The sequence below is a fragment of the Pectobacterium wasabiae CFBP 3304 genome, from assembly GCF_001742185.1.
Lineage (GTDB): Bacteria > Pseudomonadota > Gammaproteobacteria > Enterobacterales > Enterobacteriaceae > Pectobacterium > Pectobacterium wasabiae.
Genome location: NZ_CP015750.1, coordinates 1,066,783 through 1,086,124, shown reverse-complemented (window position 1 = coordinate 1,086,124; position 19,342 = coordinate 1,066,783). Strand labels below are relative to the sequence as shown.

The window sequence follows — 19,342 nt, the reverse complement described above, 5'->3', positions numbered from 1 at the left end:
ACTCTCATAAAGAAGGAACCGAGTATGCTGAAGAAAGCGTTTGTTGCCATTTTCTCTCTGGTTATTCTCTCTGCGGTGGTTGGATGTAATACCACCCGAGGTGTTGGGCAAGATGTTGAAGCGGGTGGGAAGGCCATTCAGCGCAGCGCCCAATAGCCGCCGTAGGAAATAAGTCGTAATAACTTTTCCGAGTGGAAGAAAATGCCGTGATGGTGTTTTCTTCCCCGTGGCGAGATAATGTGAAAGTGGATCACTCGGAGAAGTAATAATGTCGCCTCTTTTCATTACTGTCGGCATGCTGACGTTGAGCAATATATTTATGACGTTCGCCTGGTATGGGCATTTACGCTATTTCAGCGGCCGAACCTGGATAATTGCTGCGTTGATCAGTTGGGGTATCGCATTATTCGAATACCTATTGCAGGTGCCTGCAAATAGGATTGGTTATCAGGTCGCTTCTGCCGGTCAGTTAAAAATATTGCAGGAAGTGATCAGCCTTTCCGTATTTATTCCTTTCTCCATGTTTATTTTAAAAGAACCGTTCCGCACCGATTATATTTGGGCAGGGTTATGCCTGCTGGGCGCGGTGTTCTTTATGTTCCGCGATAAGATTATGGGATAACGCACCGTTTCATCTAAGATTAATATGCTCAGGTTACTGATTGACCCAGATGAGCGCCTCTGTTGGGAAGCCGTAGCGTTTGGCCGTGGCGACCAGTTTGTCGCGCGTTGCAGTATCCAACGTTGGTGTGCGAGAGAGAATCCACAGGTAGTCACGGTTTGGCCCGCAAATCAGGGAGTAGCGGTAGTCGTCATCCAGCCCAATGATATTGTAACCGCCATAGAACGGCCCGAAGAACGACACTTTTAGCGCCCCGCGCTGAGGTGACCCCGTGAAATACGCTTTCCCGATGCTTTCTCTCCATTCCTGTTTCTCGACGTTAAAGCCGCGATTGATCACCTTGACCCCGCCGTCATCCCGTAGGCTGTAGGTTGCCGTCACGCGCTCCAGATTGCGCTCAAAGCGGTGGTCGAGACGGGCGATTTCATACCAGGTGCCGAGGTAACGATTGAGGTCAACGTTTTCCACGACGCTGACGTTATCGGGCGGTGTCACGCTACAGGCGACGGAAACGAGTGCCACCAGCGTGGCAATGCATGCTTTCCCATATCGTCTGATTTTGAAGATAAGAGGTTTGAAAAGCATGGTGTTAAAGCTAATGGTGTTAAAGGGCATCATATTGACGTCTCATCATTTTCATCTCTGTTCCAGTGTAGACGATGGACGTGGTAAGGCGGGGAAATAAAGCGGCCTGCAATATCACAGGCCGTTAAGTACGGTGTTGCATCTACAGCGTAACAATTGCAGCTACAGTGTGACGACACCGATGACGGTAACGACAGTCAGGATGGCTGCCAAACCGTAGAATACCCATTTCCCGGCGGGAACGTGGATTTTCAGATCATGCATTGCGTGGTGGATGCGGTGCAGGCCACACCAAAGCGGTAACACGATCATCAGCAGCAAAAATACGCGGCCGATAAAGCTCTGGCTGAATGCGGCGATGCGTTCGTAGGTTAACGCGTCTGGGAACAACCCCAGAGGCAGCATTACACCGACCAGCAGGATGATCACCGGAGCGAAGAACGCGCTCCACATCCCACCGGCACCGAACAGGCCCCAGAAGGGAGGCTCGTCAGAACGTTTTGGCGTTGGGTTAATCACGTTATTTCTCCTGTTCAGAATAGTAAGGCGATCGCCAGAACGGCTACGGTTACCACCACGGTGACAGCCCAAAGCCCTTTAATGATTGGCTCTGGCCCCATTTTTTCGTCTTTAATGACGATGATGCTAGCCTTCGGTGCCAACTCAAACCAGGTTTTGGTGTGCAGCGCAGCAGCCAGCAGAGCAACGATATTGATCAGCAGTACCAGCGGATTTTGCAGGAAGCTGACGAAGTTCTCCCAGCCTTCAGGCCCGTTTTTCAGTGCGAAGACGCCGCACATCAAAACGATGCTAAACCAGACGGCAGGAACGGCAGTCCCTTCACGCAGCATATAAAAGCGGTAGAACCCCAGCTTTTGCCACCAGGTTGGCGACATACCGCGAACATACGCTTTACGTTTAGATGTCATCATTGTCCCTCCCTTATTGTGGTTTCAGCATGGCGATCATGAAATCTTTCGCGCTTTCAACTTTGCCTTGCTGGATGGCTGCGGCAGGGTCGACGTGCTTCGGACACACTTCTGAGCAGTAGCCCACAAACGTACAGGACCAGACGCCGTTATTACCGTTCAACTGCGCCATACGCTCTTTCTTGCCGTGATCGCGGTTGTCCAGATTATAACGGTGTGCCAGCGTAATCGCCGCCGGGCCGATGAACTCAGGGTTCAAACCAAACTGTGGACATGCCGCATAGCACAGACCGCAGTTAATACAGCCAGAGAACTGGTGATACTTCGCCATTTGCGCCGGGGTCTGATTATTCGGGCCGTCGGCAGGTTTACGATCGTTGCCGATGATATACGGCTTGATAGCTTCCAGGCTCTCGATGAAGTGGGTCATATCGACCACCAGATCGCGCTCGATGGGGAAGTTGCCCAGCGCTTCGACCTTCAGACCATTCGTGTATTCACGCAGAAAGGTTTTACAAGCTAATTTAGGGACCTTATTCACCATCATGCCGCAGGAGCCGCAGATCGCCATGCGGCAGGACCAGCGGTAAGAGAGGTCTGGTGCCAGGTTATCTTTGATATAACCCAGCGCATCCAGCAGGGAAGTTTGCGTGTTGTACGGGACATCGAACGTCTCAAAATACGGTTCGCGATCCTGTTCCGGGTTATAGCGCATGACTTCCATTTTCAGGGTTTTGATCATCTCAGCCATTCGCCTGCTCCTTCTTGCTACCTTCCTGTGCATCACCTTCTGCACCGTATACGCGTTTAGCCGGTGGCAGTTTGGTAATCTTCACATCGCTGTACTCCAAACGAGGTGCACCTTCTGGGTTATAGAACGCCAGCGTATGCTTCAGGAAGTTGACGTCATCACGTTCGGTGCATCCGTCATCCAGACGCTGGTGTGCGCCGCGGGATTCTTTACGGTTGATTGCCGAGTGCGCCATACATTCCGCAACATCCAGGCTGTGGCCCAGCTCAACGGTGTACAGCAGATCGGTGTTGAACACGCTGGAGCGGTCGGTGATTTTCACGCGTTTAAAGCGTTCTTTCAGCTCCGCCATCTTATCGACAGTTTTTTGCATCAGGTCGGTGGTGCGGTAAATGCCACAGCCTTCCTCCATCGACATGCCCATTTCATCGCGGATTTTCGCCCAGCTTTCGGTGCCTTCCTGATTCATCAGGTCATGCAGGCGCTGTTCGATGTCGCGCGTTTGTGCGTCCAGTGCCGTACCGTTGGCTGGTGCTGCTGCCTGTGCGCGTTGTACGGCATGTTCGCCTGCAACGCGACCGAAGACCACCAGTTCGGCCAGTGAGTTGGAGCCCAGACGGTTTGCTCCATGCAGACCAACAGAAGAACATTCGCCGACGGCAAACAGCCCTTTGATACGGGTCTCGCAGTTCTGATCGGTTTCAATGCCGCCCATCGTATAGTGCGCAGTAGGACGGATGGGAATGGGTTCCTTCACGGGATCGACGCCAACATAAGCTTTTGCCAACTCGCAGATGAACGGCAGACGTTCCTTGAGTTTCTTCTCGCCGAGGTGGCGTAGATCGAGGTAAACCACATCACCCAGCGGGGTTGAGACGGTACGACCTGCGCGCCATTCGTGCCAGAACGCTTGCGATACTTTATCGCGCGGGCCTAGCTCCATATATTTGTTTTTTGGTTCGCCCAGCGGCGTTTCCGGGCCCATACCGTAGTCTTGCAGATAGCGGTAGCCGTCTTTGTTGACCATGATGCCACCTTCACCGCGACAGCCTTCGGTCATCAGGATACCGGAGCCGGGCAAACCCGTTGGGTGATATTGAACGAATTCCATATCGCGCAGCGGCACGCCGTGGCGGAACGCCATGCCCATACCGTCGCCCGTGACGATGCCGCCATTGGTGTTGTAACGGTACACGCGGCCTGCGCCGCCTGTTGCCAGTACTACGGCGTTAGCACGGATCTGAATCAGTGAACCTTCCATCATATTGATGGCAACGAGACCGCGCGCCTGGCCGTCATCGACCAGAACGTCGAGGACAAAGTGCTCATCGAAACGTTGAATTTGTGGATATTTAAGGGAGGTTTGGAACAGCGTGTGCAGCATGTGGAAGCCGGTTTTATCGGCAGCAAACCAGGTGCGTTCAATCTTCATTCCGCCAAAGCGGCGAACGTTGACCGAACCATCTGGTTTACGACTCCAGGGGCAGCCCCATTGTTCCAGTTGAATCATCTCTTCCGGGCAGTGTTTGACGAAGTGATCCACAACGTCCTGTTCACACAACCAGTCGCCACCGGATACGGTGTCGTTGAAGTGATAATCGAAGCTATCGTGTTCCTGAGTTACCGCTGCCGATCCACCCTCTGCCGCCACGGTATGGCTACGCATTGGATAGACTTTTGATATCAGCGCTATTTTCAGTTGGGGATTGGCTTCTGCGGCAGCAATTGCCGCTCGGAGGCCAGCGCCCCCGGCCCCAATAATGGCCAAATCAGCGTTAAAGGTTTGCAATGCATTCCTCCAGTTACTTAAGTTAATTAAGTTAAAATAAAAAAATAATATCTATCCGTTTCTGTCTTTATATCTGAGCTTAATATCAAACCCGCTTAAAATTGTGTGATAGACGTATAAAGAATAGATAAACCTATAATTTTTGTGTGGGAATGATTATACCGAATTATAGGTAGACGAAATTTGATGTGATCCTGCATTTTGTGGTTTTTTCAGCGGGTTCCGTATTTATTGATAAAAACGTGATCGAAAGGCTTATTTACGGGGAAATAATGCTTTTATTTCTTTAATAACCCTTTTGAGAGGGATATTAAAAAATGATTCACTAGATATAATTTACGGCTGCTACCTTCATCGTCCCTTCCTAAAGGGAAGAATGTGCATTGCTAAAAATTCGCTGTGGCACTTTTTCCGCTGGAAATTTGGGCTGATGCGGGTAGACTGCACCCCCTATTTTGACTTTGGAGTAAGAACCATGAGCGAGACGACAAGTTGGCAACCTAGTGCTTCTGTCGCTAATTTGTTGAAAAGAGCGTCGATAGTTGCGGCTGTCCGACGTTTCTTCACCGATCGTGGGGTGCTTGAAGTTGAAACACCGGCGATGAGCCAGGCCACGGTAACGGATGTTTTCTTATACCCGTTCCAAACCCGCTTCGTGGGTCCCGGCGCTGCGGATGGCATGACGCTGTATTTGATGACCAGCCCGGAATACCACATGAAACGTCTGTTGGCTGCCGGTAGTGGGCCGATCTTTCAACTATGCCGTAGCTTCCGCAACGAAGAATCAGGCCGACACCACAACCCTGAATTCACCATGTTGGAATGGTATCGCCCCCATTATGATATGTATCGCCTGATGAATGAGGTCGATGATCTGTTGCAGCAGGTGCTGGACTGTGAAAGCGCAGAAATGCTCTCTTATCAGCAGGCATTTTTACGCCATCTGGAGATTGACCCCCTTTCTGTTGATAAAACGCAACTGCGTGAAGCGGCAGAAAAGCTTGGGCTGGGTGATATTGCCTGCCGCGAAGACGATCGCGATTCGCTGGTGCAGATGCTGTTTACCTTTGGCGTGGAGCCGCACATCGGTCGCGACAAACCGGCGTTTGTCTACCATTTCCCTGCCACGCAAGCTTCGCTGGCAGAGATCAGTTCCGAGGACCATCGCGTTGCCGAGCGTTTTGAAGTTTATTTTAAAGGGATTGAACTGGCGAACGGCTTCCGTGAATTAACCGATGCCGATGAGCAGCGCCAGCGTTTCGAGCAGGATAACCGCAAACGTGCCGCGCGTGGCTTGCCGCAACAGCCGATCGATGAAAACCTGCTAGCGGCGCTGAAACAGGGTTTGCCGGAGTGTTCCGGTGTGGCGCTGGGTGTGGATCGTTTGATCATGCTGGCGTTGAAGGCTGAAAGCCTGAGTGACGTGATTGCGTTCTCCGTAGAGCGCGCGTAACCATTTTTATGTCATCAATCTCGATGTAATAATAATCCTGATGCAGGGCGGTGCCATATCTGGCCGCCGCCCGTTTTCCTTTCTTATAAGCTGCCCGGCGTCCGCTGCCGTGGCGTCAGCGTTTTCCCATTGCGCGACAGATTGTCCATTTTCACCTGGAACGGTGGGAAAGGAAGCTCCAGATTGTGCTTGCGGTAGTTTTCCAGAATCAACTGATGCAGCTCGTGGCGCAGTGGCATACGGTGCCCCATTTCGGCGGCAAAAACGCGCAGCTCGAAAATTTGAATTCCCTGCTGGAGATCGACGAGGAAGGCTTCAGGCTCTGGCGTATCGAGGATCAGCGAACAACGCTTTACTGCATCCATAAGTAGCTCAGTCACTTCCTGACTGTTTGCGTTCGCCGGTGCGGGTACGGTCAGCACCACACGGGTGACGGAGTCCGACAGTGACCAGTTGATAAACTGCTCGGTGATAAACGCCTTATTCGGGACGATGATCTCTTTGCGATCCCAGTCAGAAATGGTGGTAGCGCGGGTATTAATGCGCATGACGCTACCCGTGAGATCGCGGATCGTGACCGTATCGCCGATGCGGATTGGTTTCTCAAACAGGATGATTAGGCCGGAGATAAAATTAGCAAAGATCTCCTGCAAGCCGAACCCGAGTCCTACCCCCAGTGCGGCAACCAACCATTGTAGTTTCGACCATTCGATCCCGATCAGCGAGAACCCCATCAGACAGCCGATCAGCATCAGAATGTATTTGCTGATGGTGGTAATGGCGTAGCCGCTGCCCGGCGACAGATCCAAGTGTTGCAGGATCGCCAACTCCAGCAGGGCGGGAAGGTTATGCACTAGCTGTGCGGTAATAATGAAGATCAGAATGGCGATCAGTACCGATCCCAGTGTAATCGCCTGTACGCTTTCTACGCCTTTAACCGTGCTGGAGACATCCCACAGGCTGATGTTTTCCAGGAACGCGAAGGCTGAATGAATTTCTGACCACAGTGCGATCACGGAAACCAGTGCGATCAGCGTCAGAATAGATCGCACCAACTGCAAGGATTTGGCGCTGATGGCATCCAGATCGACGATGGGTTCTTCGACGGCTTCCGAACTGCTTTCATGGGACGAGGTAGGCTGCGCCTCTTCTTCGCCTTTGGCACGCTGCGCCAGAATTTCCGAGCGTCGCTGTTTGGCACGATCGAAGGCGATGCGACGCCGCTGAATCAGCATCCAACGGCGAATAATGTGGTAAACCACCAGCAGGAAGAACCAGATCGAGACGGAGGTTTCTAATCGCGCTAATAGCGCCTGTGCGGTCGCCAGATAGCCAATGCAGGAGGCCAGCGCGGCGACAAGCGGCACACCGATCAGAATGTTCCACATCGCGCGGTTAACGGAATTTTCCCCCGAACCTTCTTTATCCAGATAGAGCGGAATACCAGCGCGTTTTAACCCAGTGGTGACCAAACTCAACGCCATACAGAGAAGGATGAAGCAGAGCCGCCCCAGCGTGCTAGAGAACTCGCGATCGTTGAGTTTATCGAAGGTAATCAGCGCCATAATCAGCGGCACGATAAAGGCGATTGAGAGGCGATAATAGCGCATCGCTCTGGCTACGTGCTCTGGCGACCAGCGGAAGTGGACAATAAACAGTCCCTGCGGGTGTGAGAACGAGGCGCTGATCATCACTAGCCACATTAACGGCACGGTGGCGGTGACGCTATCGCCGATGGCAACGGCAATCGGGTAAGGCCAGGCATTTTGCAGTCCGTAGCCCAGCGCCGCCCAGAGTACCGGCAGAGGCAGGGCGGTAAGAAGAGACCAGAACACGGTACGCAGCGTCAGCATAAAGTGATCGAGCGTGACCTTGCCGACACGGCTGCTGGCACGCTCCATAAACGCATGATAGTGACGGCGGGAACTGATACTGAAGCCAACCAACAGCAGTGCGCCCAGCAGCGGTAGCACGGTTTCCTGACTGGTCACCATCATCACTAACGCACTACCCAACTGCGTCAGCGTATCCAGCGACAGCAGGCGCGTCAGATCCTGCACCAGCTTGATCGGATAGGCGAACGTCACAGGCTCAACATCAGCCACCCAGAACAGATCGCGGTGGGCTGCTTCGCGCGTTTCGGTCAATGCATCCGCCAGTTGGTTATTGGCGACTTTGAGTTTGGTGAGTTCCAGTATCTGTGAATCACAGCCAGAGATCAGCGAAGTCAGCAGATCGCGCTGGGTACGCATCTGATCGGTCAGAATACGCTGTTGTGCGCTGGTCAGCGGATCGCCGCTATCCTGCTTCGCGTTATCAAGATCTTGCGGTTTGTTGATCAGGTCTTCAAAGTGCAGTCGCTGTACGCGCAGTTGCGCCATATCGCTATCCAGCAACTGAGGTTTGGGCATTTCCGGCAGGCGGGCGATCTGTGCGCGTAACGTTTCCCCCAATATTGGTGAAACGCCGAGCCACTGGGCCTGTTCGCGAATGGTACTCAGCGCCTGACGAACCTGGATCGTGTGCGTCGCGGCCTGACGCTGCTGAGAAGCAATAAGATCCATCCGCTGCGCCTGCTGATTCAGCGCGACGGAGAGCTCACGGTTAACCTGTAGCTGCTTGCTGATGACGGCGGGTAAATCACCACTTTGTTCAGCGAGAAGCTCGGTGCGTTCTAATGCCAGCTCGGCTTCACGCTGGCGGAGATTGTTGAGTCGGCTACGTAAATCTTGTTGCAGCAGATCCAGTCTGTCGTGACGCTTTTTATATAGCTCGACGCGTAGCCGGGATAGCTCCTGGCGGTTACTGGCTGAAAGCTGTGCCAGCTCCAGTTCGTCCACCCGACTTTTACGTAGGGCTGATTCGGCCTGAAGTGCGACGAGCTGTGCTTGCCCCAGCGGCGTGGCGGGTGTACCGAGCGACTGAATACGGCGTTCCGCCTCGCTTTGCATGCGGCTGGCTTCGGTTTGCTGTTGCGGAAGCTGACTCAGTGAATCGCCGATTTCACGCAGTCGATCCTGCTCCTGCTGGAGCTGGCGGGCCTGTTCCAACAGTTGGCTGCTCGTTTGTAGCAACTGTTGTTCGAGATCGTTACTGGAGAGGCTTTCTGAAATCGATGAAGGTTTACCGTCTTCGGCATTAAGCTGGCGACGCAGCTCTTGAACCAGCTTGGGGAAATCATCAATGACGCGCTGATACTGCGTGGCGCGTTCCTGCGCTTCTTTGCGATCCTGCAAGGTATTCAGCGCAGCCTGATATTCCTCAACGACTTTCGCCTGATCGGCTGCACCTTTGTTGGCTTCCGCCTGCTGTAGCTGCTGGCGTAACTGTGCCTCATTGGGCGCAGTGGCAGCCAACGCGGCGGTTGATAATAAGCATCCCAGAAGAAAAGTCAGAATCAAACGCACGTTAGCTACCTTTTACAAACAACACTTTGACAAGCGACTAAAGTCGGACGTTATTTACGGTGCGTCGGGCTGGTGGCCTGTCTGCACGGTGCCATTTTCTTCCAACTCGGTTCTTTCCGGGAAGACAACGGGCGTTTGCTCATCCTGATGGACTTCGGCAAACGGTTCACCCATACGAGTCACACTCAGGGTATTCAGATGTGCGGCAAACTGGAGATTATTCCCTGCGGCAAACAGGTTAATCACGGTTGAACCGAGCTTGAAGCGGCCCATTTCTTCACCTTTCACCAGCACGACTGCACCTTCTTCACCCGCCTGTGGGTAGGTCCAACGTTTGATGATGCCTTCACGCGGTGGCGTCACCACGCCTGCCCACACCGTTTCGATGCTGCCAACAATGGTCGCGCCGACCAGAATCTGCGCCAACGGACCAAATTCAGTATCAAACAGGCAAATGACGCGTTCGTTACGCGCAAACAGATTCGGCACGTTATCTGCCGTCAGCAGGTTGACGGAGAACAGGTCACCTGGGACATAAATCATTTCACGCAGCACACCGTCACACGGCATGTGGAGGCGGTGATAGTCACGCGGCGAAAGATAAATGGTGGCAAACAGACCGTCGCGGAACAGATCGGCCATCACATAGTTGCCAGCCAGCAGCGCTTCCAGCGTGTAGTCGTGATGCTTCGCCTGAATCAGCTTGCCGTCGGTAATCGGGCCAAACTGCGATAGAACGCCGTCTGCGGGCTGCACCAGACGGTGCGCATGCGGATCGACAGGGCGAACGCCAGGACGCAGTGGGCGAACGAAAAATTCGTTAAACGTGCGGTAGGATGCGGTATCTGGTTGCTGCGCTTCCTGCATGTTGACGTGGTATTGACGGACAAACAGATCGATCACCAGCTTGGTGAGTTTTCCCGCACGCTTATTTGCTCCCCAGCCCGCTAAGCGGGTCAGCCAGATCTTGGGAAGCCAATACTGTAATTTGATTTTGATATTATCCAGCACAGTGAGCCTCTTGAGTTAATAGTGCGCCATAAAACAAGCTTTCTGGGAAACACGCTTAGCATTACCAGCGGTAACCCAGAAAGAGAGTAAGCGGATTCGCTTACCCTCAAAGGGGGCGCATTGTAACGACGGTCATGATAAATGTCAGTTATCTGTATCCGAAAAGCCTTTACGCGTTTTTACTTGCGCCATGCTTTCCAGAATCCGGTGATAGTTATCAAAGCGTTCTGTAGCAATATCTCCGCGCTCACGTGCGGCGTTAATCGCACAGCCTGGATCGTTTTCGTGCTTACAATCGCGGAACTTGCACGAGCCGATATATTCACGTAACTCAATGAAACCACTGGTAACCTGTTCGGGCTCCAGATGCCACAGACCAAATTCGCGCACGCCCGGCGAGTCGATGACATCGCCGCCGTGCGGGAAGTGGTAAAGCCGGGAGGCAGTGGTGGTGTGTTGTCCCAATCCTGAGTTATCGGAAACCTCATTGACCAGAATGCGTTCTTCACCCAGGGCGAGCAGCGCGTTAAGCAGGCTGGATTTTCCGACGCCTGATTGCCCGGCGAAAATACTGATACGGTCAGTTAAGGCTTGCTCCAGTTCGGGAATACCCTGTTGAGTATGGCTGGAAACCATCAACACGCGATACTTGAGTGCACGGTAAATATCCATCTGTTCGTCAACAAACTGGCGGGATTTATCATCCAACAGGTCAATTTTGTTCAGCACGATCAGCGGTTCGATCTCCAGCGTTTCGCAGGCGACCAGGTAGCGATCGATGATGTTCAGCGACAGTTCAGGCAAGATCGCTGAAACGATCACGATCTGATCGATATTGGCCGCGATCGGTTTAATGCCATCGTAATAGTCAGGGCGTGTTAGTACAGAATGACGAGGGTGAACGGCTTCCACGATCCCGCTGATGCCCGCGAGTGATTCATGGCCGGGCCGCCAGACGACGCGATCGCCTGTTACCAGCGATGAAAGGGTCCGACGAATGTTGCAGCGGTGCACCACGCCATCGGTGGCTTCTACATCGGCGTGCATGCCGAATCGGCTGATGATGATGCCTTCCTGCGCGTCGCCCAGTTGACTATCTTCCCATTCGACTTTGCTTTCCGTTTTTTTCAGGCGACGCTGGTGGTTGGCGCTAACCCGACGCTGCTGACCTTTCGACAGTTTCTTTTTGCTCACTGAGCCTCACTTAAGACGATTTATCGTTCGTGGCAGTGCGTTATCGCCCGCCGCGTTTTAACAGACTATAATACACCCTATTTGATTTTAATTAACTGATACCACCTTGTCGGTATCAGCATTGAGATTGATGCTGGTATCCTTGTATCGACGACAGGGCACAATGCAACAGGAATTCCCACGATGGTAGATGAAAATAACCTGATCTGGATCGATCTTGAGATGACCGGCCTGAACCCGGATCACGATCGCATTATTGAGATCGCAACGCTGGTTACGGATGCAAATCTGAACGTGTTGGCTGAAGGGCCGGTACTGGCGGTGCATCAGTCGGATAGCCAATTGGCGCTGATGGATGACTGGAATGTGCGCACGCATGGTTCGAGCGGTTTGACCGATCGCGTCAAAGCCAGCACCACGGATGAACGTGCCGCCGAGCTGGAAACGCTGGCATTTTTACAAAAATGGGTGCCGGCCGGTAAATCGCCGATTTGTGGCAACAGCATCGGCCAGGATCGCCGCTTTCTGTTTCGCTACATGCCGGAGCTGGAAGCCTACTTCCATTACCGCTATCTGGATGTCAGCACGCTCAAAGAGCTGGCGCGACGCTGGAAGCCGGAAATCCTGACGGGTTTTAAGAAGCAAGGCACGCATCAGGCGATGGACGATATTCGCGAATCACTGGCTGAGCTGGTCTATTATCGTGAGAATTTTCTGCGACTGTAGGTGAAGCGAGCCGGTAGGGTTATCGATGCGCTACGATCTGCTGATATTTACGCCATGATGTCGTTTTTATCAGCAGTCAGACGATTTTTCATTTTCGGGGGCTTGCGGTTAAATGGATTTCTCGTATAATGCGCACCCCATACCGATGAAGAATTTCAATTAAAGAACGTCAACATCGTATGCAGATTTCCCGGGCGGGAATAGCTCAGTTGGTAGAGCACGACCTTGCCAAGGTCGGGGTCGCGAGTTCGAGTCTCGTTTCCCGCTCCAAGTTTTATCACGGTTTGTCACCATACAAACTGTGTGCAGTAATCAGACGTAACGCCTGTTAGTGTCTGTCCGATATGCGGGAATAGCTCAGTTGGTAGAGCACGACCTTGCCAAGGTCGGGGTCGCGAGTTCGAGTCTCGTTTCCCGCTCCAATCTCTTCGTCTCTTTTTTTATTATTCCCTTTATCAAAATCATTCGTTTTTTTGCTCTGCGAAACGCATTCCTGCTTAGTGCCACCTCACTGACACCCTAAACTTTTGCGCATTCGAGCTTTTAGCGGCTCAGCGACTTCAGGGCGTAACTTTGAATGTACTTTTTCTACGTTTTCACAGCCCTTAGGTTGAGATGGTGGTAATGGCTCTGTGTTCGCCAGAGCATGCCATAAAGCACCAATCGTAAATACAGCTAACACCGGAAGCACACACCAAAAGAGGATTCGCGTCCTCCAGACATAAAAAAGGTCAGGGTTCGGTGCATGGTGTGTCTTTTGGTGATTGGCCGACGTATCGTTCGCCGTTGTATCCTCATATTCAGGTTCGAGGCACAGGCTTTCATACGGGGTAAAGTGTGCTGAGATTGACGCTGCACCGAACTGCTGCTTGGCTCGCTTCCACTCGTTTAAGGGCATGAGTAGGAAGGACAGGGTATCGCTCATCATGCTTTCCCTGTATACACGCAGAGCATATCCGCCGAGAAGTAACAGATGCTCAACCCGTACATGTTCCGTATCGTACTCATCACAGCCTAGTGAATAATGGTGAAATACAGACTGACCACCGGCAAAGTCTATGGTTGCGCTCTCGATGTCACTGTCATAGTCGAATTCAGCGGAGAACGTCGCTTCGCCCAGCGTCTCCGAGAGTGCCTCCAGCAGACTGAAAATACCCTCTTTCCAATCGATATGAATACCGTAGACACTCATGAATATTGACTGATAATCATCTCGTTCAGAGTCCGACTGGCATGATTCCCCCTGCTGCTCTAAAAAGGCTTTACGTCTTACACTGGCCTGCTCATCATTCTGAGCAGCAAAAAAATCAGAAAATTCATCCCAGTTTGGTAATTGCATCGTGATTACATCCTATGTTTGGCTCGTTTCGCATCTATTGCGATGAGACATTTATCCCTTTTTATTCTGAGCCACTTCACCTTAGCAAAATGTAGGTACTCAGTAGTCGCAGACCATGAATATCCGGTCGAAGCGTTTGGCTGCAAGGTCGGAGCGATGGATGATGAAGTTCAGCACGCCATCATCCCACTGGAATTGCCCGTCCAAACAGGCCTGAAACAGTACCAGCCAGTCTTGTGCTTCGCCGCCTAATTTCTGTGCTGCCTGCAACTCAGGCAATTCATGCTGGCTGAAGCCACAGCTATTCATTCGGGCAATGCCCTGATATTCAGGCAACGGATCATCAGGTGGAAAGTCCGATGGCAGCATGTCTTTTTCGATCATCCAGGCCAGTTGCGCTTCAGTCGCTTTACTACCAGGTAGCAGATTGAATGCGCCCAGTTGCCGTAGCTTCCAGGCATAATATTGTGCAAAGCCAAGGCGGGATAGCGCATCGTCGTATTCATCATCATCCAGTGCTGCCTGCTGTTCCAGACTCATACGTGAGCAGAGTATGGAACCAATATGAGGATTTTGGCGTAATGCGTAAAAACTGGGTACGGTAACGCTGGCTTTGGGATGCAGTTTAAAGGCCGGCTTTTGCCCGAGCGTCTTTTCGTCATTGAAAGACAGTTCGGCAAAGCGTGTTCCACTGCTCAGGCTTGCCGTGTCCGGTACATAGATAACTTTCCCTCTGGTCGTCAAAGGGCTGCTTCCACATTCCAGAAAGAAGAATAACGTGCCTTCACGCGGTAAGTAGTCTTGCAACGGTGCCAAAGCGCGACAATCTATCTGCGCAATAAATTCCAACGGTACACGGTAAGTTTGTGTAGCGTCGTCCCAAGGGAAAATGCATACCTCTTCTTCTTCGTCATCACCGGCTTCCCAGCACTCTTCGTACTCAAGCAGGGTGTCTTTGGCGACGCTGACACAAGGGTAAGGAATATCGACAGGTAAATCTGGCAGGCCGCCGAGTCGGTGGTTACCGAGCCCTGAGTGGTCGTCTTCTGCACCATGATAGAAATCGATGCTACTGCGTAAGGTACCTGCTACGGCATGGGCGATGGGGGTAATAGCGTCAGCCGAGAGGAGCGCATCCACGAGGTGCTGTCTTAGCGGCGAATGCTCCGCCAGCAACGGGAACAGGGCAGGATCTAGCGTTATAGGGGGTAGGTTGGTGTCTCTGCAATGCTTCTCTGCTTTGCTTTCACTTCGCAGTCCTGTGTTGTGACCGCTTCTACTCCCTTCGCTTTTAGGTGGCTGTGGAATGCTGTTTCTGGTGTGGTAGTGACAATTCGCAGGCTGCGCAGTGCGGTTTCTATTGTTATAAAGTGCTCTTGTTGCTGCTCCAGCGGGCAGTATCCCCCAGCGAAAAGGCAAACCGTGTCAGTCAAGCGGATAAACGCAAACAGGTAAGCAAAGCCGTAAATCCCTTCAGCCGTCATTAACAATGCGCTGTAGTTTTCAAGGGAGATCGTTTTTTCTTCAAGCCAGGTGAGCTTTCCATAGATTTTGCTGCAAAAGGAGCGATATCGCTCAGTTTGTCCTGTTTCCGTTTTATGTAGTAATTCCCTGTCAACCGGATAAATATCCAGCACGACGAGACTGTCGTCAGTCGGGTACTGGCCGACCGCACCCTGTCCGATTTGCTCAACGGAAGTGAAATTCGGGGGAAATCGATGGATAAAACGTCCGTATGTATAAATGTCATGACTATTCCCTGTTTGAATGCACTTTCAATGTCGCTGTGAGGATCGATATTATCAGAGCGTCCCTGTTATTCACTCTTCACCTAGTGAACGTGATGAGCGTTCTTTTCTTAATATGCCCTGTGTGCCGACAAACAACACGCCGATGAGTAGCAATGCGGCGATGAAGCTGTCGTAACCGTAAAATGTAATCGCAGCACCGGAGAGTAGGGGGCCGCTGATACTGCCTACAGACCACACCAGCCCCAGAAGAGAATTCATCACAATCAGTCGCTGACCAGCAAACTGCTGACCTGCCCGAACGAGGGACAGTGTGTAAAGCCCACCTGCTGCTGCACCCAGTATGATGCAGACTGGAGCCAGAAGTGAAGGAGAAGAGAATGAAAAGGCGATGCATACCAGCATCACACAGAAAAGAATGCCGCAGCCGATGTGGATTTTTATGATGCCGCATTTGTCTGCCAGCCAGCCAATCGGCGTCTGGAAGACGGCATCACCCAGAAAGATGAGTGTGACCAATAAGATCGCGGATTTTTCGTCTAAGCCTTGCGCCATACCATAGAGTGGAAAGAGTGACAGTATGCTGGCATCGAAAAAGGAGAAGCAGAATACGCCAGAGGCGATCGCCGGGAGAAAAGGGATAAGATCCCGATAAGATGCCGAGGACTGTTCATCCGCTCGAACCATCGTGGCGCAATTTCTCAGCATGAGCGCACACGCAGCGGATACGCCACAAATTAACCATAGTGCATAGGTCTGAATAGGCTCGCCAGCGGCAATAAGCAGCGGCCCTATCAACTGACACCCTGTGAAAACCGAGGCATACAGCCCCGTCAGTGTCGCTTTGTGTTTATCTGAAGCCCGGCTGGTGACCCAGGTTTCTCCTAGTACGACAAGGATCCCCGAAGCGAGCCCGGTTAACAGGCGGGGTAAAATGAGCGAAACCGGGTGTGACAGCAGGAATGAGGCCACGGTTGATGCCGCCAGAATAATCAGGCTGCCGGATAACAGATATCTGGCGTGTAGGCGGCGACTGAGCCAGGGGGTAACGAACGAAGAGAGCATCATCCCTGCCGCTGGAAGGGCAGCCAGAATGCCGAGCGTCGCCGTGCTGTGCCCGTGCTCGGCAAGCTTTAGGCTGATCAGCGGCAGCGTGTACCCTGTGACTAATCCCACGAGGGACGCGGCAATAATCATGTTCAGTGTCGTGAAATTGGATTCACGGGAATGTGCTGTCATTGTGCTTCCAATACCGATGTTAACAAGGCGCTTCAACTCCAGAAAGGCAGGTAGACATTTCCTGCATGAGCCAGGTATGAAATCGTGCGTATTTTTCATTTTGCTCAAGGGGGACGGGCGATAACAAGTAATAAGCAGAACCATCTCGCGCAAATCCATACGGTGCATGCAATTGCCCACTACCCATTTCGTCTTGCACCATCAGAAAAGACGCGATTGCCATGCCTAGCCCTGAAACCGCCGCCTGAATACACAGATAAAAGTGCTCATAGTCAGCTCGAGTTGTCCCTTTGATGGAGATATGAGTCTGCCGTTGCCAGGTTGTCCACGCTTTAGGTCGCGTTCCGGTATAGAGCAAACGCATTCCCTCCAGACTGTCTTTGCGTTCGGCCTTGTCACGGCATACTGGCCCGATCCATTCGTCACACACCTTCACACCATGCGTTTGCGGTTCCCAGTGAAAGTCGTCACGCCGTAGTGCGAGATCAACGCCACTACGCACGAAATCAATTGGCCCGCCCGCAGCGACCAGATGAAGTTTGATATCAGGATTCGCCTGATTAAAAGCAGGCAGTCGCGGAATCAACCATTTCATGGCAATCGTGGGTTCGCATGATAGCGTCAGTACATCATTCTGCGCACCTTGCTGTAGTCGATATACCGCGCTGTCGAGTTGCTCGAAAACAGACTGCGTGACCGTGTGTAAAGTGCGGCCCGCTGCATTTAAAAAAATCGCCCGGTTACGTCGTTCAAACAGTTCAACCCCCAGTGCATCTTCCAGCAATCTAATTTGTCTGCTGACGGCACCGTGCGTGACATGCAAAGACTCAGCGGCTTTAACAAAGCTACCGGTTTGTGCGGCTGCTTCAAAGAAGCGAAAAGAGGCTAACGAGGGAAGTTTCATATACACGATGAAATTTGACTGATTTCCACCAAGATAAATCGCTTTTTTGATATGTGCAAACGCTGAATAATCAAACTGTCTTCAAGAGTAAAGAAGCGTAATAGCCTAAATAGTCAGGCGATATTGTGAAGGTGGTGCCTTTTGTAGCCGTATGGTGACCGCTGTCTTTGTATCCATCTTCTCATTCGCTTGTTACCCATCTGTGCAAAATCATCGTGAAAATGATGGCTTGCCGAACAAGGAAAATATTAATGAATGAGTTAATTGCCGTCTCGACTATCACTATTTTGGCGGTTATCAGTCCGGGGCCTGATTTTGCCATGGTGACCAGAAACAGTTATGCCTTTGGCTCGCGCGCTGGGTTACTTAGCGCGTTTGGCATTGCCTGCGGTGTCCAGATCCATGTGATGTATACCGTTTTTGGCATTGCGGTATTTATTATTAACTCCCCGATGATGTTTATGGCGATGAAGGTTCTGGGGGCGTCATATCTGATTTATCTGGGGTACAAATCACTAACCAATACGACAAAAATAAAGTTAGAGGATGCCTTCGGTAATGCACCGTCGTCGCTTGCTGCGTTTCGTATGGGTTTTCTCACCAATGCCCTTAACCCGAAAACCATGCTGTTTGTGGTCGCCACCTATACCCAGATCGTGCAGCCCGGTAGCCCAATGGGCCATAATTTTGGTTACGGGGTATTTATGTCGGTAGCGCACTGGATATGGTTCAGCATTGTTGCGCTGTTTTTTACCGCACCCGCTATGCGTCGTCGGCTGCTCGATCGTCAGCGTTTGGTCGATAAAGGGATTGGCATAGCCCTGATGGTGTTAGGCGCTTCTCTGGCGTTTACCAAAATTACCCTCTAGAGGGAACAGTGATGAATAAAACGGCCCGATCTTTGTCCCAAGGCACGCATTTTTCGATGTATTGGGGTTGTCACCCGGTGAGCGATCGCACCTCTACAGCATGAGAAAAATCAAGCTATTGTAATTTCCTGTCACCAACGACGTTGGGATGCGGTACTATTCGTCGGTACTCTTCATTGTTACACCAACGCGTTGATTTTCCTTCTCTATCACAGCGAAAAGACAGTTTAAAATGGAAATTTATCTTGGTTTGGCTCTGGTTGGTCTGGTGGTTATCTGGGCGATTTTTACCTACAACCGGTTGATATCTCTGCGACGTTTTAAAGATGAAGCCTGGAGCGGCATTGCGGTGCAACTGAAGCGCCGTCACGATCTGGCCCCTAATCTCCTGACATTGGTTAAGCGCTACGCACAGCACGAAAAAGATCTGCTGGAAGCCATTTCTCGTCAGCGTACTCATCAGGCTGGCAGCACGCGCCAAATTGCTCAGAATGAACGGGAATATTCAGGAACGCTGGGGCGCTTTTTTGCTCTGGCTGAGGCATACCCTGATCTGAAGGCCAACCAAAACTTCCTCGCCTTGCAGCAATCGCTCTCTGAAATTGAAGAACAGCTTCAGATGTCACGCCGTTATTTCAATGCCACAGCGCGGGATTTGAATATTCAGGTGGAATCCTTCCCTAGCTTATTAATCGCAAAATTGTTCCAGTTTAAGACCGAACCGTTCTTTGAACTGGAGAATCCCGCAGAGAGTGACGTTCCACGGATGGAGTGAC

General features: G+C 51.8%; 19 protein-coding genes and 2 tRNA genes. 8 read left to right on the top strand and 13 right to left on the bottom strand.

Annotation, left to right across the window (positions count from 1 at the left end):
* Nucleotides 1-24 precede the first annotated feature (24 nt).
* Together A7983_RS04820 and A7983_RS04815 are read left to right on the top strand one after the other, a co-directional pair.
* Nucleotides 25-156, top strand: a complete 132-nt coding sequence (locus tag A7983_RS04820) for an entericidin A/B family lipoprotein (protein WP_005972977.1) — start codon at nucleotides 25-27, stop codon at nucleotides 154-156.
* A 112-nt stretch (nucleotides 157-268) separates the two neighbouring features.
* On the top strand, nucleotides 269-622 hold the full coding sequence (locus A7983_RS04815) for a DMT family protein (RefSeq protein ID WP_005972979.1): 354 nt from the start codon (nucleotides 269-271) through the stop codon (nucleotides 620-622).
* 33 nt (nucleotides 623-655) lie between these two features.
* Here the strand turns inward: A7983_RS04815 and blc are convergent, their stop codons facing one another.
* From blc to frdA, 5 genes are all read right to left on the bottom strand, one after another.
* On the bottom strand, nucleotides 656-1,240 hold the full coding sequence (gene blc / locus A7983_RS04810) for an outer membrane lipoprotein Blc (protein ID WP_005972982.1): 585 nt from the start codon (nucleotides 1,238-1,240) through the stop codon (nucleotides 656-658).
* A 129-nt stretch (nucleotides 1,241-1,369) separates the two neighbouring features.
* The gene (gene frdD, locus A7983_RS04805; RefSeq protein ID WP_005972985.1) at nucleotides 1,370-1,726 is read right to left on the bottom strand and encodes a fumarate reductase subunit FrdD; all 357 of its coding nucleotides are present in this window, start codon (nucleotides 1,724-1,726) and stop codon (nucleotides 1,370-1,372) included.
* A gap of 14 nt (nucleotides 1,727-1,740) precedes the next feature.
* Nucleotides 1,741-2,136: a fumarate reductase subunit FrdC gene (gene frdC / locus A7983_RS04800; RefSeq protein WP_039478967.1), complete on the bottom strand. Its 396-nt coding sequence runs from the start codon at nucleotides 2,134-2,136 to the stop codon at nucleotides 1,741-1,743.
* A 13-nt stretch (nucleotides 2,137-2,149) separates the two neighbouring features.
* The gene (locus A7983_RS04795; RefSeq protein WP_005972989.1) at nucleotides 2,150-2,887 is read right to left on the bottom strand and encodes a succinate dehydrogenase/fumarate reductase iron-sulfur subunit; all 738 of its coding nucleotides are present in this window, start codon (nucleotides 2,885-2,887) and stop codon (nucleotides 2,150-2,152) included.
* A complete protein-coding gene (gene frdA, locus A7983_RS04790) occupies nucleotides 2,880-4,676 on the bottom strand; it encodes a fumarate reductase (quinol) flavoprotein subunit (RefSeq protein ID WP_005972992.1) in 1,797 nt (598 codons plus the stop codon). Before frdA ends, A7983_RS04795 begins: the two co-directional genes overlap by 8 nt.
* A 475-nt stretch (nucleotides 4,677-5,151) precedes the next feature.
* On the opposite strand from frdA, the gene epmA reads away from it, so the two are divergent.
* On the top strand, nucleotides 5,152-6,129 hold the full coding sequence (gene epmA, locus A7983_RS04785) for an elongation factor P--(R)-beta-lysine ligase (protein ID WP_005972994.1): 978 nt from the start codon (nucleotides 5,152-5,154) through the stop codon (nucleotides 6,127-6,129).
* An 83-nt stretch (nucleotides 6,130-6,212) separates the two neighbouring features.
* Here the strand turns inward: epmA and mscM are convergent, their stop codons facing one another.
* From mscM to rsgA, 3 genes are all read right to left on the bottom strand, one after another.
* Nucleotides 6,213-9,536, bottom strand: coding sequence for a miniconductance mechanosensitive channel MscM (gene mscM, locus A7983_RS04780; RefSeq protein WP_005972996.1), 3,324 nt, complete (start codon nucleotides 9,534-9,536; stop codon nucleotides 6,213-6,215).
* A gap of 54 nt (nucleotides 9,537-9,590) precedes the next feature.
* Entirely contained in the window at nucleotides 9,591-10,547 is a 957-nt protein-coding gene (gene asd, locus A7983_RS04775; protein WP_005972998.1) for an archaetidylserine decarboxylase, read from the bottom strand.
* Nucleotides 10,548-10,691: 144 nt separating this feature from the next.
* Nucleotides 10,692-11,741, bottom strand: coding sequence for a small ribosomal subunit biogenesis GTPase RsgA (gene rsgA, locus A7983_RS04770; RefSeq protein WP_005973002.1), 1,050 nt, complete (start codon nucleotides 11,739-11,741; stop codon nucleotides 10,692-10,694).
* A 183-nt stretch (nucleotides 11,742-11,924) separates the two neighbouring features.
* Between rsgA and orn the strand changes: the two genes are divergently transcribed.
* The 3 genes from orn (at nucleotide 11,925) to A7983_RS04755 (ending at nucleotide 12,889) form a co-directional block, all read left to right on the top strand.
* Entirely contained in the window at nucleotides 11,925-12,467 is a 543-nt protein-coding gene (gene orn / locus A7983_RS04765; RefSeq protein WP_005973005.1) for an oligoribonuclease, read from the top strand.
* A gap of 194 nt (nucleotides 12,468-12,661) precedes the next feature.
* A tRNA-Gly gene (locus A7983_RS04760) sits at nucleotides 12,662-12,737 on the top strand.
* 76 nt (nucleotides 12,738-12,813) lie between these two features.
* Nucleotides 12,814-12,889 (top strand) — tRNA-Gly (locus A7983_RS04755).
* A gap of 86 nt (nucleotides 12,890-12,975) precedes the next feature.
* Here the strand turns inward: A7983_RS04755 and A7983_RS04750 are convergent.
* The 5 genes from A7983_RS04750 to A7983_RS04735 form a co-directional block, all read right to left on the bottom strand.
* The gene (locus A7983_RS04750; RefSeq protein ID WP_005973008.1) at nucleotides 12,976-13,806 is read right to left on the bottom strand and encodes a hypothetical protein; all 831 of its coding nucleotides are present in this window, start codon (nucleotides 13,804-13,806) and stop codon (nucleotides 12,976-12,978) included.
* Nucleotides 13,807-13,905: 99 nt separating this feature from the next.
* A complete protein-coding gene (locus A7983_RS24325) occupies nucleotides 13,906-14,946 on the bottom strand; it encodes a DUF1963 domain-containing protein (RefSeq protein ID WP_237028209.1) in 1,041 nt (346 codons plus the stop codon).
* Between the two features lie 59 nt (nucleotides 14,947-15,005).
* Nucleotides 15,006-15,443, bottom strand: a complete 438-nt coding sequence (locus tag A7983_RS24320) for a hypothetical protein (RefSeq protein ID WP_237028208.1) — start codon at nucleotides 15,441-15,443, stop codon at nucleotides 15,006-15,008.
* 183 nt (nucleotides 15,444-15,626) lie between these two features.
* Complete coding sequence (locus tag A7983_RS04740) at nucleotides 15,627-16,793, bottom strand: MFS transporter (protein ID WP_005973013.1); 1,167 nt, start codon at nucleotides 16,791-16,793, stop codon at nucleotides 15,627-15,629.
* Between the two features lie 19 nt (nucleotides 16,794-16,812).
* A complete protein-coding gene (locus tag A7983_RS04735; protein WP_005973016.1) occupies nucleotides 16,813-17,697 on the bottom strand; it encodes a LysR substrate-binding domain-containing protein in 885 nt (294 codons plus the stop codon).
* 251 nt (nucleotides 17,698-17,948) lie between these two features.
* Between A7983_RS04735 and A7983_RS04730 the strand changes: the two genes are divergently transcribed.
* The gene (locus A7983_RS04730) at nucleotides 17,949-18,566 is read left to right on the top strand and encodes a LysE family translocator (protein ID WP_005973019.1); all 618 of its coding nucleotides are present in this window, start codon (nucleotides 17,949-17,951) and stop codon (nucleotides 18,564-18,566) included.
* Between the two features lie 232 nt (nucleotides 18,567-18,798).
* Complete coding sequence (locus tag A7983_RS04725; protein ID WP_005973022.1) at nucleotides 18,799-19,341, top strand: LemA family protein; 543 nt, start codon at nucleotides 18,799-18,801, stop codon at nucleotides 19,339-19,341.
* Nucleotide 19,342 lies beyond the last annotated feature (1 nt).